At 68.7% G+C, this 14,920-nt stretch carries 9 protein-coding genes; all 9 read left to right on the top strand.

Features of this window, described 5'->3' with window-relative positions:
• The first annotated feature begins 1 nt into the window (after window position 1).
• Genes LZC94_20585 through LZC94_20545 form a run of 9 tightly spaced genes read left to right on the top strand, consistent with a single transcriptional unit; the run spans window position 2 to window position 14,784 of the window.
• Window positions 2–1,132, top strand: a complete 1,131-nt coding sequence (locus tag LZC94_20585; protein ID WXB19611.1) for a hypothetical protein — start codon at window positions 2–4, stop codon at window positions 1,130–1,132.
• Window positions 1,129–1,704, top strand: a complete 576-nt coding sequence (locus LZC94_20580) for a phage baseplate assembly protein V (protein WXB19610.1) — start codon at window positions 1,129–1,131, stop codon at window positions 1,702–1,704. The genes LZC94_20585 and LZC94_20580 overlap by 4 nt, the downstream gene beginning before the upstream one ends.
• Window positions 1,704–2,021: a DUF4280 domain-containing protein gene (locus LZC94_20575; protein WXB19609.1), complete on the top strand. Its 318-nt coding sequence runs from the start codon at window positions 1,704–1,706 to the stop codon at window positions 2,019–2,021. Before LZC94_20580 ends, LZC94_20575 begins: the two co-directional genes overlap by 1 nt.
• Complete coding sequence (locus tag LZC94_20570) at window positions 2,018–2,377, top strand: GPW/gp25 family protein (protein ID WXB19608.1); 360 nt, start codon at window positions 2,018–2,020, stop codon at window positions 2,375–2,377. Before LZC94_20575 ends, LZC94_20570 begins: the two co-directional genes overlap by 4 nt.
• Window positions 2,378–2,383: 6 nt before the next feature.
• The gene (locus LZC94_20565; GenBank protein ID WXB19607.1) at window positions 2,384–4,972 is read left to right on the top strand and encodes a putative baseplate assembly protein; all 2,589 of its coding nucleotides are present in this window, start codon (window positions 2,384–2,386) and stop codon (window positions 4,970–4,972) included.
• Entirely contained in the window at window positions 4,969–7,923 is a 2,955-nt protein-coding gene (locus tag LZC94_20560) for a hypothetical protein (protein WXB19606.1), read from the top strand. The genes LZC94_20565 and LZC94_20560 overlap by 4 nt, the downstream gene beginning before the upstream one ends.
• The gene (locus LZC94_20555; protein WXB19605.1) at window positions 7,920–10,115 is read left to right on the top strand and encodes a phage tail protein; all 2,196 of its coding nucleotides are present in this window, start codon (window positions 7,920–7,922) and stop codon (window positions 10,113–10,115) included. The genes LZC94_20560 and LZC94_20555 overlap by 4 nt, the downstream gene beginning before the upstream one ends.
• Before the next feature lie 10 nt (window positions 10,116–10,125).
• Complete coding sequence (locus tag LZC94_20550; protein ID WXB19604.1) at window positions 10,126–12,423, top strand: DUF6519 domain-containing protein; 2,298 nt, start codon at window positions 10,126–10,128, stop codon at window positions 12,421–12,423.
• Window positions 12,424–12,474: 51 nt separating this feature from the next.
• Entirely contained in the window at window positions 12,475–14,784 is a 2,310-nt protein-coding gene (locus LZC94_20545) for a thrombospondin type 3 repeat-containing protein (GenBank protein ID WXB19603.1), read from the top strand.
• Window positions 14,785–14,920: the final 136 nt, after the last annotated feature.

The following is a 14,920-nucleotide window of genomic DNA, read 5'->3' as shown; positions in this document are numbered from 1 at the left end:
CATGGGATTTCTCGTCGATCGATTGGGCATACGGCTTTTGCTCCTGATGGGGGCCACCATTCCGGTGCCCGCCCCGGCCGAGGTCGTGCGCGCGCTCACCGAGGTGCGGGTCGTCCGCCACGCCGGCGGGCGCGATGGCTTCACGCTCACGTTCAGCATCGGCAAGGACAAATCGCTCGATTATGCGCTGACGGCGGCCGGGGCCACCGGGGTGCTCAATCGGGTCGTGATCGTGGCGCTGCTCGGGGCCGTCCCGGACGTTCTCATCGACGGTGTCATTACCTTGCAGCAGCACATCCCCGATCAGGAGCCGGGCCGCTCGCGGCTGGTGGTGACCGGAACGGACTTGATGACCCTCCTCGACCTGGAGGAGAAGAACGCCGAGTTCCCGGCCATGCCGGATTTTGCCATCGTGCAGCGAATCCTGGCCGGCTACCCGGCGCTCGCCCTCGCCCCGGTGACCGTGCCCACCAGCGAAATCCCCATTCCCTTCGAGCGCATCCCGCGCCAAGCCGAGACGGATCTCGCCTTCATCCATCGCTTGGCGCACCGCAATGGTTATGTCTTTTACATCGATTCGCTCTCCGTCCTGGCCAATACGGCCTATTTTGGACCGGAGACGCGGCTCGGCCTCCCGCAGCCGGCCCTGTCGATGGATAGCGGCATGGGGAGCAATGTCGCGTCGCTCTCCTTTACCCAGGACGGGCTCGCGCCGGTCGCGCCCTCGGGCACGTTCTTCGAGCCCATCACCAAAACGGTTTTGCCCATCCCGCCGCTCCCGTCCCTGCGGATCCCGCCGCTGTCGAGCAGCCCCACCCCGGCCGCGCGAAAGGTGCTCCTGCGGGACGCGGGGAACAAGAGCCCCGGGCTCGCCCTGAGCGCCAGCGTGTCGGCCGTGAGCACGGCGCCGCCGTCGGTCACCGGCACCGGGCAGGTCGATACGGCGCACTATGGCTCGGTGCTCCACATCCGAAGACCCGTCGGGGTGCGCGGCGCGGGCCGGACGTACGACGGCCTTTATTACGTGCAGCGCGTCACGCATCAAATCGATGTTCGCCACTCCAAATATACGCAGGATTTCACCCTCACCCGCGAGGGCACGGGATCCCTTTTGCCGGCGGTGCCACCGTGAAGTCGCCTTTCTTCGGAAAATACCAGGGGCTCGTCAGCGACAACAAAGATCCGCTCTTTCTCGGTCGCGTGCGCGCAAAGGTCAACGACGTCCTCGGCGACAGCGAGAGCGGTTGGGCCAAGCCTTGTTTGCCCTTTGCCGGACAAGCCATGGGCTTTCACGTCATTCCGCCGGTGGGATCCTTGGTGTGGATCGAGTTCGAAAAGGGCGATCCGGATTACCCCATTTGGACGGGCGGGATGTGGGGCTCGCCGGCCGAAGTGCCGCTCGATCCGCTCTACAAGAAGCTCATCATCAAGACCGAGGGGGGCACGAGCATCACGCTCGACGATACGCCCCAAATCGGGGGCATCACCCTGGAGACGGCCGAGGGGCACAAGCTGAAATTGTCCTCGTCGGGGCTCGAGCTCACCGACGCCGGATCCATCGCGGGTATTACGATTTCCACGGCCGCGGGCCAGAAGATCGCCATTACGCCGACGGGCATCGAGATCAACGACGGGCAGGGGGGAGTCATCAAAATGCAGGGGCCCCAGGTGGACATCAACAGCGGGGCGCTGACGGTGATCTGATGCCCGGCAATGTTCTCTCCGTAGGCGCCACGGTCATGTGCATGCACGGGGGGCAGGCGCAGCCCGCGGTGCCTTTTCCGCGGGTGACGGTCTCGGGGCAACCGGTGGTCACGCAGAGCGGCCCTTACGTGGTGGCGGGCTGCGGACTCACGGGGAGCCCCGCGCCGCCGTGTGTGACGGCGCAGTGGATCACCGGGGCGGTCCGGGTGACCGCCGGGGGTGTGCCGCTGCTCTTGCAGGACAGCCAAGCCATTTGCACGGCGTCGGGCACGCCGCTCCAGATCGTCCTTACCCAATTGCGAGTACAGGCCCAATGACCACCATGCGATTTCCATTTTCGTTCGATCGCCGCGGGAGGACGGCCGAGGCCAACCCCGCCGATCGGATCCGACAGCTCATCGAGCAGGTGGTGTTTACGTCGTTGGGGGAGCGGGTCAATCGCCCCACCTTCGGGAGCGACGCGGCCCGGCTGGTCTTTGCGCCCAACGGCGATCTCGCAGCCTCCGCCACGCAGCTCGTCGTTCAGGGGGCGCTCACCCAATGGCTCGCGGACCTGGCGGTGATCCAGGCGGTCGACGTGGTGAGCGACGACGCGGCGCTGACCATCACCATTCGTTACGTCATCAGGGCCACGCAAGAACCGCAGATCGTGCACGTCGTGCAGTCGGGATGATCCGCCATGTCGAACGTTTACTTTTGCCAGAACGCGGCGCGCCGCCAAAAGCTTCGAGGGCTCGCGCCCGGCCCGAGCGCCCTGAACGGCATCGATTACCTCGAGGTGTGCGATCTTGCGGCCCTCGCCGCCGTGGGCTCTCCGGCGGTGGATTTTCGGCAGCGGATCCTGCTCGTTCATACCTTTCGACCTTTGCCGGCTCCCCCCAGCGGTAGCGCGCTCACGGCCAGCGACGTGACCTTGCGCGGCGGGGTGAGCGTTCAGCCCATCGTCGCCTTCGCCCTTCGCGCGACGGAGCTGGTGGCTGCGCCGCCGCCCGCGCTCGCCGCCGTCGCGTCGATCCTGCAAGCCGCGGGGCTGCTTCCGGCCTCGCAGCGCGATGCCACCTTCGTGGTCGTCACCGACCGAGCCGGTGATTTTTCACCGTACGAGCTCACCCTCGCGGCGCCGGCCGCGAGCCCGCCCGCGCCCTCGTTCGATATCCAGCTCGGCACCGTCTCCTTCTCGTTCAAGACGGCCTGCCCGAGCGCGCTGGATTGCGTGGCCCCGCCGTGCCCCGAGCCCACCGTGCCGGCGGCGCCGGAGCTCGATTACCTCACCAAGGACTATCTCGGCTTTCGCCAGCTCATGCTCGATCGGCTGGCGGTGGTCTCGCCCGATTTGACCACGGACAATGCGGCCGATCTGTCCGTCGTTTTGGTCGAGCTCCTGGCGCACGCCGCGGACAAGGCGAGCTACTTTCAAGACGCCGTCGCCAACGAAGCGTATCTGGGCACGGCGCGCCGGCGGATCTCCGTGCGCCGCCATGCGCGGCTGCTCGATTATACGATGGGCGAGGGGAGCAACGCGCGCGCCTTCGTGCAGTTCCGGGTGGCGCCCTCGGTGGGGAGCAGCGGTGTTGCGATCCCCGGGCCGAGCTTCGCGACGGCGGCGACGCCCCGCGGCGGCTTGGCCATGGCTACGGCGAGCGGGGAGGTCTTCGAGACCATGCACGCCTTGACCGTGTATCCGGCCCTCAATCGGGTGAGCCTCTACACGTGGGGGGACGCGCAGTGCTGTTTGCCCGCCGGTGCCACCCGCGCCACCCTGGAGGACACGGGCGGCGCGCTCGCGTTTCTCGTGGGGGCAGGGCGCTGGGCGCCGGGCGCGCTGGTGATCTTTCAGGAGGTGGTGGGGCCCCTGAGCGGTCTGCCCGAGGACGCCGATCCGCGGCACCGGCACGTCGTGCGGTTGACGAGCATCGTGCCCAATGTGGACCCGCTCTACACGGAGGGCGGTTCCGGGCTGCCGCAGCGGGTGGTGGACATCGCGTGGGCACCGGAGGATGCGCTCCCATTTCCGCTCTGCGTATCGAGCCAAACCGCTGCCGGATCGGTGAGCGTGGCGCTGGGAAATGTGGCCTTGGCCGATCATGGCCAGACGATCGTCGAAGGGTTGCCGCCCGTCGCGGACGGGACACCGTTTCGCCCCGCGCTCGCCCAGGGGCCGCTCAGTTGGCAGGTGCAGGTGCAGAGCGCCGACGGGCACACGGTGCCCTTCGACGCGGGGGCGCCGGCCTCGGCGGCCGTGGTCGTGCCCCGCGGTGGCAGCATCGCGCCGGCCATCGCTCTGGTCGATACGCAGACGGGGCCCTGGCAGGTTCGCGGCGATCTGCTGGAGAGCGATGCGCTGTCGCAGGACTTCGTGGTGGAGACGGACGACGATGGGATCGCCGTGCTGCGCTTTGGCGATGGAACGCTCGGGCGCCGGCCGTCGGGGGAGCTCACCGCCACGTACCGGGTCGGCAATGGTCCTGCGGGGAACGTGGGGGCGGACGCGATCACGCGGCTGGTCTTGCCGTCGCAGCCGCTCGTCAGCGCGGGCCTGACCGTCACCAATCCGCTGCCGGCCGCGGGCGGGACCGCGCCGGAGACCCTCGATCACGTGCGGCTCGATGCGCCGCAGGCGTTTCGCGTGCAGCGGCGCGCGGTCACCGCCGCGGACTATGCCGCCGCCGCCGAGCTTCATCCCGACGTGCAGAGGGCTCACGCCGTGCGCCGCTTCACGGGGAGCTGGTCGACCTTCTTCATCGCCGTCGAGCGCTTCGGCGGCCGCCCGGCCGACGATGCGTTTCGGTCGGAGCTCGCCGCCATCCTCGAGCCGTTTCGAATGGCCGGGCAGGACTTCGTGATCCAACCGGCGAAGACCGTTCCGCTCGAGATCGTGCTCGGCGTGTGCGTGGCGCAAGGCTTCCTGCGCGCCGACGTGGCCGCCGCCTTGGGGCAAGCCTTTGGCGCGGGGACCCTGCCGGATCAGCGGCGCGGCTTCTTTCACCCGGACAACTTTACCTTGGGGCAGCCGCTCTATTTGAGCCAGGTCCTGGCGACGGCGACCTCGGTCCCCGGCGTGGCCTCGATCGATACGTCCGGCGCGGCGGATGCGGCGCCTCGCGCGCTGCCCTTCGTGTTTCGCCGCACGGATCGGGCCACCGCCGCGCCGGGGGATCCGAGCTTTGGCGTCATCCCCGTCGCACCGTCGGAGGTCATTCGCGTGGACAACGACATCAATCAACCGCAAAACGGGAGGATCACGTTCGTCCTCGAGGGGGGCGCGTGAGCGACGTCCTCGGGCCCGACCTCACCGCGCAGGGGACGTGCGGCTGCTGCCGGCAAACGGACGCGGTGGCCGCGCCCGCCATCGCCAACGCCCCCGGGCAGCCCGCGCTGCGCGTGCGCGTGGGCACGTACGGCAGCTTCTTCGAGGCGATGATCCGGCGCCTGCCGCTCTTCGACCTCGCGCCGCCGGGCAGCCCTCCGAACCGGCCCCTCGCGGCGCTGACCACGCGCGATCCCACGGACCCCACGATCGCGCTGCTCGATGCGTGGGCGTCGGCGCTGGACGTGCTCACGTTCTACCAAGAGCGCATCGCGAACGAGGGCTACCTGCGCACGTCCACCGAGCGCCGATCGGTGCTCGAGATCGCGCGGGCGCTCGGCTACGAGCTGAGCACCGGCCTGGCGGCGGCGGCCGACTTGGTCTTCACCGTGGAGACACCGGGCGGGCTGCCCGGCACCGCGAAGGTCGACGCCGGCACCAAGGTGATGAGCGTCCCGGGGCACCATGAGAAGCCTCAGTTCTTCGAGACGACGGAGGCGGCCGATCTCCGATCCGAGTGGAACCTCCTTCAGCCTGCGCCCCTGGCCACGGTGAGCTTTTCGCCCGAGTCCACCGGGCTCGCGCAGGGCGCCACCAGTCTGTACGTTCAAGACGCGCCGGGAGCCCCGCCGTTGCAGATCGCCAAAGGCGATATGCTCCTCTTGCTGGACCCGACGGGCAAGACGGAGCTCCATCCATTGAGCGCCCCGCCCACCCGTGAGCTGGGGCCTCTGTCGGCGACGGTCCGGACGCAGACGCTCCTCGCGTGGGCGCAGCCCGTGCAGTTGTCCGCCCCCATTCAAGCCTTCGTGCTGCGCCAGCGCGCGTCCCTGTTCGGCCATGCGGCGCCCGATTGGCGCACGCTCCCGGCCATTACGCGCGCGCAGTTCGGCGACGCGACCACCGGCACGCAGGTGCCCGTGGATCCGCCGCTCGCGAGCTTTGCGTCGCCGCTCACCGTGAGCGGCGGTGTGGTCCTGGTCGATCTCGACAATGTCTATCCGCAGATCGTCGAGGGCAGCTTCCTCGTTCTGGTGGACCCGAACGCAAAGGAGGCGAACGGGCAACCGGCGCCCGTGCAGGCGCTCCTGAAGGTGGCGGGCACGGCGACCGCTCCCGCGACGACGGTCGTCGCGCGCGCCGACTTCGGCATCAACGGGCGGGTCACCCGGGTGCGCGCGACCACGAGCGCCAGCTCGCTGCCGGTCGGCATCCGCACCACCGTGGTGTGGGCGCAGAGCGAGCCCTTGGTGCTGGGACACCGCCCGACGGCGCTCGCGCCGCCGATCCAGTTTCCTGCGCCGGCGCCTGCGGGCGCGCCCGATTTGCGGCGCACCCTGGATCTCACCGAGCGGATCCCGGGGCTCGTCTCAGGCCAGCGCCTCGTTCTGACAGGCAAACGGATCCGGGTGCGGGCGATGGCCGATCTCGCCTCGCCGCAGCCGCAGCCGCAGCCACCGAGCGGCGGAACGAAGAACCTCGTCGACCGCGGGGACGTCTTCATCTTGCTCGCGCCCACGCGGCCGACCGGCGCGAACGATCCGAGCACCAGCCCGCCCGAGGCGGCCGTTCGTTGGAGGCTTCAGCGGCTCGATGGCGAGCAGCTCGAGGTCGACGCGGCCGAGGAGCCCCGCGGGCCCTTTGCGCGCATCGCGGCGGGGGTCGAGGATCCGGTGGTCGGCGAGGTGGTGACCCTCGATGCGCCGCTCGATGTCACCGACCGGGGCGCGGCGTTCACGCGGCTTCTGCTCGCGACCTTGCCGGGCTCGGGTTCGCCCGCGGCGCCTGCGCCCTCGCCCACGCGCCTGGAATACGACCGCGCGACATTGACCTTGTTCGCGAACGTCGTCCCGGCCACGCACGGGGAGACGGTCGCGGGCGAGGTGCTCGGAAGCGGCGGCCCCGCGCCCAACCTGGCGTTTGCGCTCAAGCGCCCGCCGCTCACGTATGTGGCGAGCACCGGTGTGTCGGGCGCTCGGAGCTCGCTCGAGGTGCGGGTGAACGATGTGCTCTGGCATGAAGAGCCGGCGCTGTTCGGGCTCGGTCCGCGGCAGGCGAGCTACATCGTTCGCATCGGCGACGGCGGGCAGGCCGCCGTCGTGTTCGGCGATGGCATCTCCGGCGCACGGCCGCCGACCGGGGTCGAGAACATCGTGGCCACGTACCGCACGGGCCTGGGTGAAGAGGGCAATGTGAGGGCCAACGCTCTCTCTCTTTTGCTCGCGCGGCCCATCGGGATCCGCTCGGTCATCAACCCGCTGCCGGCCACGGGCGGCGTGCCGCCGGCGAGCCTCGAGCAGGCGCGCACCGCGACCCCGCGCAACCTTCGCGCGTCGGGCCGCGTGGTCTCCGTTCAAGACGCCGAGGACTTCGCGCGGGCGTTCGTGGGGGTCGGCAATGCGCGGGCGGTGCTGCTCGGGGTCGGGAGCAACCGGGTGGCGCATGTGACGGTGGCGGATCTCGAGGGCAACCCCGTGGACGTCGCCTCACCGCTCCTCGACCGGCTGCGCCAAGCCATCGACACCGTCGCCGATCCCTCGTTCGCGGTGGTGGTCGACACCTACGATCCGCTGCCCTTCGTGCTCGGGGTGGACGTCATCGTCGATCCGGACTTCGAGCCTTCGCGGGTGCTCGCCGCCGCGAACGGCGCGCTTCGATCTGCCTTCGCCGTGAGCGGCCGCGCGTTTGGGGGGCGCATCACCGAGGCCGAGATCGTGGGCATCGTGCAGCGGGTGCCCGGCGTGGTCGCCGCCACCTTGACGGAGCTGCACCCGGAAGGCGATCCCATCACCCGCCGCACCGCCTTGACCGCGACCCCCGCGCACCTGGGTGCGGACGGCAGCACCATCGTTCGAGCGCAAGCCCTGGTGCTGGCGCTCGGCAACCCCCAATCGAGGGCCGTACCACCATGAGCCAAGCGACGAGCGAACGCCTGTATGCCTTGCTGCCCTCCGTTTACCGGCGCCGCGACGCGCAGGGCGGGGAGGCGCTGCGCGCCCTCTTGGCCGTCATGGAGGAACAACTCGACGCGGTCTCGGGGGACATCCGGCAGCTTTACGACAATTGGTTCATCGAGACCTGCGACGAATGGGTCGTCCCGTACATCGGTGACGCGCTGGGCGTGCAGCTCGCGCACCCGTTCGCCGGCGAAGGGCTCACCTTGCGCGCGTACATCGCGAACACCTTGGGGCTGCGCCGCCGCAAAGGGACGGCGGGGACCCTCGAACGGGTGGCGCAGGACGTGAGCGGCTGGCCGGCGAAGGCCGTCGAGTACTTCCAGCTCCTCGCCACCACGCAACCGATGGGCCACGTCCGCGCGAGCGCGCTCGGCACCGCCACCATCCGCGACAGCGTCGCCCTGGAGCTCGTGGGCGGTCCTTTCGAGCGCGGCCCGTACAGCGTGGACGTTCGCTCGATCGCGCGCGGGCAAGGCCGCTACAACATCTCGAATGTCGGCGTCTTTCTCTGGACGTTGCGCAGCGCAAAGGCCGAGCAGGTCATGGCGACTGTGGCCCGCGACGCGAGCTCGCCGCCGGGATCGGCCCCCGGCTTCTTTCGCGTCAACCCGCTGGGGGCGGACCAGGCGCTCTGGAACCCGCGCGACACCTCGGCGCGGCTCGATGTCCGGCAATCGGAGGATCAGGTCCCTGGACCGCTGCGCCGCGTTCCGCTCGCCCGAAGGCTCGATGCGCTGCGGGCGCTCGGCCAGGTCGATCCGAACGCCGCGAGCTTGGACGCCAGCGCGTTGAACCGGCTCTTTCGATTTACCTTGAACGATACCGCCGTACGCCCCGAGCAAATCGCCATTTGCAATCTGACGACGTGGCATCGGCCCAGCGCCGGATCCCCGCCCAACGGCACTCTTCTGGCGATCGACCCCGCGTCGGGACGCATCGCGCTGCCCGAGGCGGCGCCGCCCGCGTCGCGGCTGCTGGTCACGTATTTCCATGGCGCGCCCGCGGAGATCGGCGGCGGCTCGTACGCCCGGATCGCCGGCGACGAGGGGCTCTCGTCGGCCGTCGTCCAGCCGATCCCGCCCGCACCCCGGGCGCCGTCCGCCGTGGATGTACCGCTGACGGAGCTCGCGACCGCGCTCCAGACGTACACGAACGGCGCGGCCCTCAGCCCGCCGACGACCCCAGTGCAGCAGATCCTCGAGCTCGGGGACAGCTTCACGTACGCGCTCCGCGACGTGAAGGTCCCCGCCGGCGCCCATCTCCAGATCCGCGCCTCGCGCGTCGGCCCCGAGCGGCCGCTCTTGGTCGCGACCGCCGCGGGTTCCTCGGCGCCGATCTGGAACGTGACCTTGGGTCCGGGGGCCCGGCTCACCCTCGAGGGGCTCTGGATCGCGGCGCAGCTCCGCGTCACGGCCGAAGACGGATCGCAGCTGGCCATCGCGCACACGACGTTGGTCCCTGGCGTGACCCTCCTGCCGGACGGGGGCCCGGGCTTTCCGGGGACCCCGAGCGTGGAGCTGCTCGGAGACGGCGAGGTCGGCGTGGTCGTGCGGCGCGCGATCGCGGGGCCGATCCTCGGCTCTGCGACCGCGGGCTCGCTCGCGATCGAAGACAGCGTGATCGACGCGGGGGATAGCGCGGCGAGCCCGCCGGGCGCGGGCTTGGCGCTCCGGATCGCGCAGCTCGCCATGAAGGAGACCACGGTGCTCGGCGGGGCTGCCGCGGGCGCGGTGACCACCGTCGAGGACAGCATCTTCACGGCCCCGTTGATCGTGCAGAGGACGCAGCAGGGATGCGTTCGTTTCTCCTTCCTCCCCAAAGGCTCCATCACGCCGCGTCCCTTTCGGTGCCAGCCCCAGCTCGCGCTCGCGGAGCTCGGATCCCCGGCCGATCCCGGCGCGGCCGCGGTGCTCGCGCGGGTGCTGCCGGTCCTTTCGTCGACCCGCTACGGCGCCCCCGACTACGCGCGCCTCGGCGCGGCGTGCCCGCTGGAGATCGCGGGGGGCGGCAGCGATGGGAGCGAGATGGGCGCGTATCGGTTTTTGCAAATTCCAAAGCGCAATAGCAACTTGCAGGCGGCGCTCGCCGAGTATTTGCGGTTCGGGCTCGAGGTGGGGACCTTCTCCGCCTTTCCGTTGATTCGTTAAGGAGACGATTATGAAGGGCGACAAGAGTCGAGACACGTTCCAGGCCCGCAAGCGGTACCACGGCGTCTGCCTGCAGCAAGGGCGGGTGCAGGTCGACGCCGATTGGAACGAGCTCGTGGACATCGTCAATTACCTGCTCACGATCTCCTCCGGAGATCTCCTCGGGCAAAATGCGGGGCTCGCGCCGGCGAGCGGGCTCGGGGCCGCCGTTCCGGTCCCAGCCAACGCCGCGCTCACGGCGTCGAACTCCGGGTTCGGCATCGCCGTCTCCGCGGGGCGCGACGATCTGCTGATCCAGGCCGGGCGAGCGTACGTGGACGGGATCCTCTGCGAGAGCAGCCCGATGCGGGGGCAGTACACCTTCAAGTCGCAGACCGATCTGCCCGCGCCGACACCGGCCACGGGGCTGCCCGATCCGACCAAGCTGCTGCCGACGGTCGCAGGCAACTACCTCGTGTACTTGGACGTCTGGCAACGAAGCATCTCCGCCATCGAGGATCCCTCGATCCGGGAGCTGGCGCTGGGAGGACCCGATACGGCCACCCGCTCGCAAACCGTCGCGCAAGTTCGGCTCCTTCCGATCGACACCAGCGCGACCCTCCCGACCACCGCGCCGCCGCCGCTGTCCTTGCCCGCGTTCCAGGCGCTCGTGAACCCGCCGAACCTGGGGGCCCTGGTGGTCAGCCTCGCCGCGCCGGCGCCGTCGGCCTCGCCCTGCGACGTGAGCGGCAGCGGTGGATTCACCGGCGTGCAAAACCAGCTTTACCGCGTGGAGATCCACAACGGCGGCAGCCTTCCGCCCACGGGCCCGAGCCCGGCGCCGACCTTCAAGTGGAGCCGCGACAACGGGGCCGCGGTGGCGCCCATCGCCAGCGTGACCAGCAGCGGCAGCACGGGGATCGTCGTGTTGCAAAGCCCGCCCGTGGACGATGTGCACGGGTTCGCCGTCGGCCAATGGATCGAGCTGAGCGACGACACCACGGATCTGCAATCGACGTTGCAAGGCAACCCGCAAGGCAATTCGCAGGGCAACCCGCTCTTCTTCCAGCTCACGGCCATCCGCGGCACCAGCCTGACATTCGCGAATCCAGGCAATGTCCCCGTGCCTCCTTTTACGGATCCCTCGAGGCACCCGAAGGTGCGCCGTTGGGATATCGCGTCGGCCCCCATCGCGGCGACGGCAGGCGCGGTTGTTTCGTTGGAGAACGGCATTCAGGTGCAGTTTCAGCCGGGCACGTATGCCGCGGGGGACCATTGGCTCATCGCCGCGCGGACGGGGGGCGGCTCGAGCTCCATCGAGTTCCCGGTGGGCACGACGATCACCAACCAATCCCCGCCGTCGCCGGCCTCGCTGCGGCGCGGGACCGAGCACCACTACGCGGCGCTCGCCCTCGTCAACTTGGCATTGACGCCGCAAGCCACCTTCAATCCGAAGGTCTTCGATTATCGCAAGCGGCTCCCCGGGCTCACGGCGTTGACGTCGGACGACATCGTGTACTCGGCCGCCAACCCGCAGGGGCAGTGCTCGCAGCTGCTGCAGAGCATCTCTCCGCCAGCGCCATTGTCGCCGCCGACCATCACCAATTTTCTCGAGGCGCTCTGCCAGAGGGTCTCGCAGGTCGCGACCCCCAACGCGGGGCAGGTCTCGTACACGAGCTCGGGGCCGTGCACCAGCTTGCTCAACCTGAGCGGCCCGACCAATGTCGCCGCCGCCCTGGATTTGCTGTGCGCGCGCATCACGGCCATCACGCCGGCGTCGATTGGGGCCCTGGCGCTCACGGGTGGCACGTTGACGGGATCGCTCGCCGTCAGCCAGGGAAATCTCCAGGTATCCCAAGGAGACATCCTCAGCGCCAGCGCGAACGGGCGCGTTCGCGATCAGAAGGCCCGCGTGACCGTGTCGGGGACGGATCCCATCAACACCACCTCGACCACGCCGGTGCTGGTGAAGGACATGACCGTCTCCGTGCCCATCTCCGCGGGGGCGAGCGCGCCTGCCGGCACCACGGTCCCCGTGGCCATCAAATTTCAGATGCAGGGCACAGGTCCGGCGACCGCTGCCGCTGCATCGAACGAAATCGCATTTCGAATTTTGGTGAACGGCAATGTCGTGGCATCCGGCCAAGAGCGGTTCCTCGCGCCGTCTGCGGCGGCCATCGAGATGCGCGCGATCACGTTGGAGAGGCTCCTGTTCTTGCAGACGGGCACCTACACGGTCACGGTGCAGTGGAACATCCTGACCAACGGCATCACGATCAACGGATGCACCGGCAATACGCTTCGCGAGCTCGTGGCGATCGAGCTCTGAGCGAGCGGCGACTCCATTCAGACAAATCGACTCGGACGAAAGGGAATCATCATGTACTCCATTCATCGCGCAAAGAACGGTCGGCAACGACTCTTGCGCTCGATCGCCGCGCTCGCGACGATCCTGTTTTGCCTCACGGGCTCGCGCGCGGCCCATGCGCTCGTGAACGTCGTCGTCAACAACAGCGACGGCGCCGGAGAGGGGCTCAATGACAGCACCGCCTTCGCCCCCGTAGGGGGAAATTTTGCGACGACCTTGGGGGGCGCGCGCTTGAACGCCATCCGGTTCGCCGCCTTGCAATGGGCCTATCGGCTCGCCGGCCAATCGCCGCTTCGGGCGGTCACCCTGCGCATCGACGCCAACTTCGACCCCTTGCCTTGCGGCTCCGGGGCAGCGTCGACCAACTTGGGATCGGCCGCGCCCATCACCACGCACAAGAACTTCCCCGGCGCCCCGGTGCCGGACACGTATTATCCGCAGGCGCTCGCCAACTCGATCGCGGGCTTCGACTTGGACCTCGCGCGATCGGACATTCACGCGGTCTTCAACAGCAACGCCGACGGGTTCGGGACCTGCAACGTGGGGCCTTGGTATTATGGCTTCGACGGAAATCCGCCGGCGGGCCAGATCGACTTCGTGACCGTGGCCATGCACGAGCTCGCGCACGGTCTCGGCTTCAAGTCGTATGTCGACCCCACGACGGGCGCAAAGAACGTCGGGCTGCCCAACCCGAGCCCGGCCCCGGCGGCGACGGACATTGATATCTACTCGGCGCACCTCTTTCAGGTCGGCGCGGCGGTCCCCGCCTTTCCGAACATGAGCAACGCGCAGCGCGCGAACGCGAGCGTTTCGGAGCCGAGCTTGGTCTGGTCGGGTCCCAACGTCGATGCGGCCATCGGCTCCGTGCCGGTGACGGGCGGCCTCACCGGGGGCCATGTGCGCATGCACGGCCCCAATCCGGCCATCGCCAATGATGGCTTCTTCTTCTCGAACTCCGCGGCGACCTTGCGATCCCTCGACAACTTCAGCAACAGCGTGCTCCCGAACCAGTTGATGTCGGCCAAGTACACGGGGGCCAACCACGACCCGGGCGTCGCGCTGCAGGTGTTGCAGGACATCGGGTGGACGCTCTCGCCCGTCAACACGGGAACGGGCTTCGACGTGGTGTTCATCATGGACGTCACCGGCAGCACGGGCGCCTTGCTCCCGGGGTGGAAAGACGCCATCCCCAACCTGGTCGATCTGTGGCTGGCGGCCTTTCCGCAATCGAAGTTCGCGGTGGTGAGCCACGCCGATTATCCGTTCGCGCCCTTCGGCGCCTCGACGGATTATGCCTACAAAGTTGCTACGGGATTTACGACCAGCAAGCTCGATCTCCAGACCGCGCTCGGGAGCTTGGTGCAACGAGATGGAATCGACAATCCCGAAGACCAATACGAGGCCATCTATCAAGTCTTGGTGGACGGTGAGCAGCGGGATCTCACGGCGCCCATCAACGGCTCCGATCCCGGCGAGTTCGCCAAAGCCTCGCTCCACCCGACATTGGCGGATCCGATCCTTCCCCTGGTCGTCTATCACTTCACGTTCCCGGACGTCTGCGGATCGCCGGCCGTGTCATGCTTTCACGACACGGACGCGGAGCCCGATTATCCGATCCCCGCGGCGCAGCATCAAACGACGGCGCCCTTCGTTCCAGGCAGGAACAAGGTCTTGCAAACGTTGGCGTCACCGCCGCAGGGACCGTCGAGCTTCTTTGGGCTCACGTTCGTCACCGAACCCTCGTTGGGCCCGAGCCTGAGCGAATCCCTGATCCCGGGGAGGAATCCGCGGCCGCAGTACCCCGGTGTTCCGGTCTCCATGATCCCGAACGTGCACAGACCTTCCGCCACCCTGAAGGTCGCGTCGATCCTCGAGACACCGGGGCCGCTGCAGGAGCTCGCGAGCGTGTCGAAGAGCAAAGTCTACAACGTACTTCCCGACTTGTCCGGTCTCGAGGTGGCGGTTCAAGACTCGATTGGCGTGGTGAAGACCAGCCCGAACAACCCCGGCAATCCGGACAAGGACAACGACGGCGTTCCAAACAAGAACGACAATTGCCCCGTCATCGCCAACCCCGGGCAGGAAGACGGCGACGGCGACCGCATCGGCGACGCCTGCGACAATTGCCCTGTCGATACGAATCCGGACCAGACGGACTCCAACGGCAACGGCAAAGGGGATCCCTGCGATCCGGACTTCATCCCGCCGGACAACGGCTGCCATGGCGCTCACGGTGGGCAGAGCAGCGGGCCTCCCGTGGTGGGGCTCGCGATGGCCTTGGGGATGATCGGCTGGCGCGCGCGCCGCAAGCGCCGCAACTGACGAGCAACGGAACGGCGCGCAGACCTTGCCGGCGCGCACGAAGCGCCTCCTCGACAAGGACGGCCCCGGCGAAGGGCTCGACGATCCCGCGCTCTTTACGCGGTGGGGCGGCAACCTCCGCAAGTCAGGAATTGAA

This window comes from Sorangiineae bacterium MSr11954 (genome assembly GCA_037157815.1).
Lineage (GTDB): Bacteria > Myxococcota_A > Polyangia > Polyangiales > Polyangiaceae > Pendulispora > Pendulispora albinea.
This window is presented reverse-complemented; position numbering and strand designations above follow the sequence as displayed.

What these genes read in the sequence shown, in the direction of transcription:
- LZC94_20585 (WXB19611.1), top strand. Translation starts at nt 2, where the DNA reads ATGGGATTTCTCGTCGATCGATTGGGCATACGGCTTTTGCTCCTGATG.
- LZC94_20575 (WXB19609.1), top strand. Translation starts at nt 1,704, where the DNA reads ATGCCCGGCAATGTTCTCTCCGTAGGCGCCACGGTCATGTGCATGCAC.
- LZC94_20570 (WXB19608.1), top strand. Translation starts at nt 2,018, where the DNA reads ATGACCACCATGCGATTTCCATTTTCGTTCGATCGCCGCGGGAGGACG.
- LZC94_20565 (WXB19607.1), top strand. Translation starts at nt 2,384, where the DNA reads ATGTCGAACGTTTACTTTTGCCAGAACGCGGCGCGCCGCCAAAAGCTT.
- LZC94_20555 (WXB19605.1), top strand. Translation starts at nt 7,920, where the DNA reads ATGAGCCAAGCGACGAGCGAACGCCTGTATGCCTTGCTGCCCTCCGTT.
- LZC94_20550 (WXB19604.1), top strand. Translation starts at nt 10,126, where the DNA reads ATGAAGGGCGACAAGAGTCGAGACACGTTCCAGGCCCGCAAGCGGTAC.
- LZC94_20545 (WXB19603.1), top strand. Translation starts at nt 12,475, where the DNA reads ATGTACTCCATTCATCGCGCAAAGAACGGTCGGCAACGACTCTTGCGC.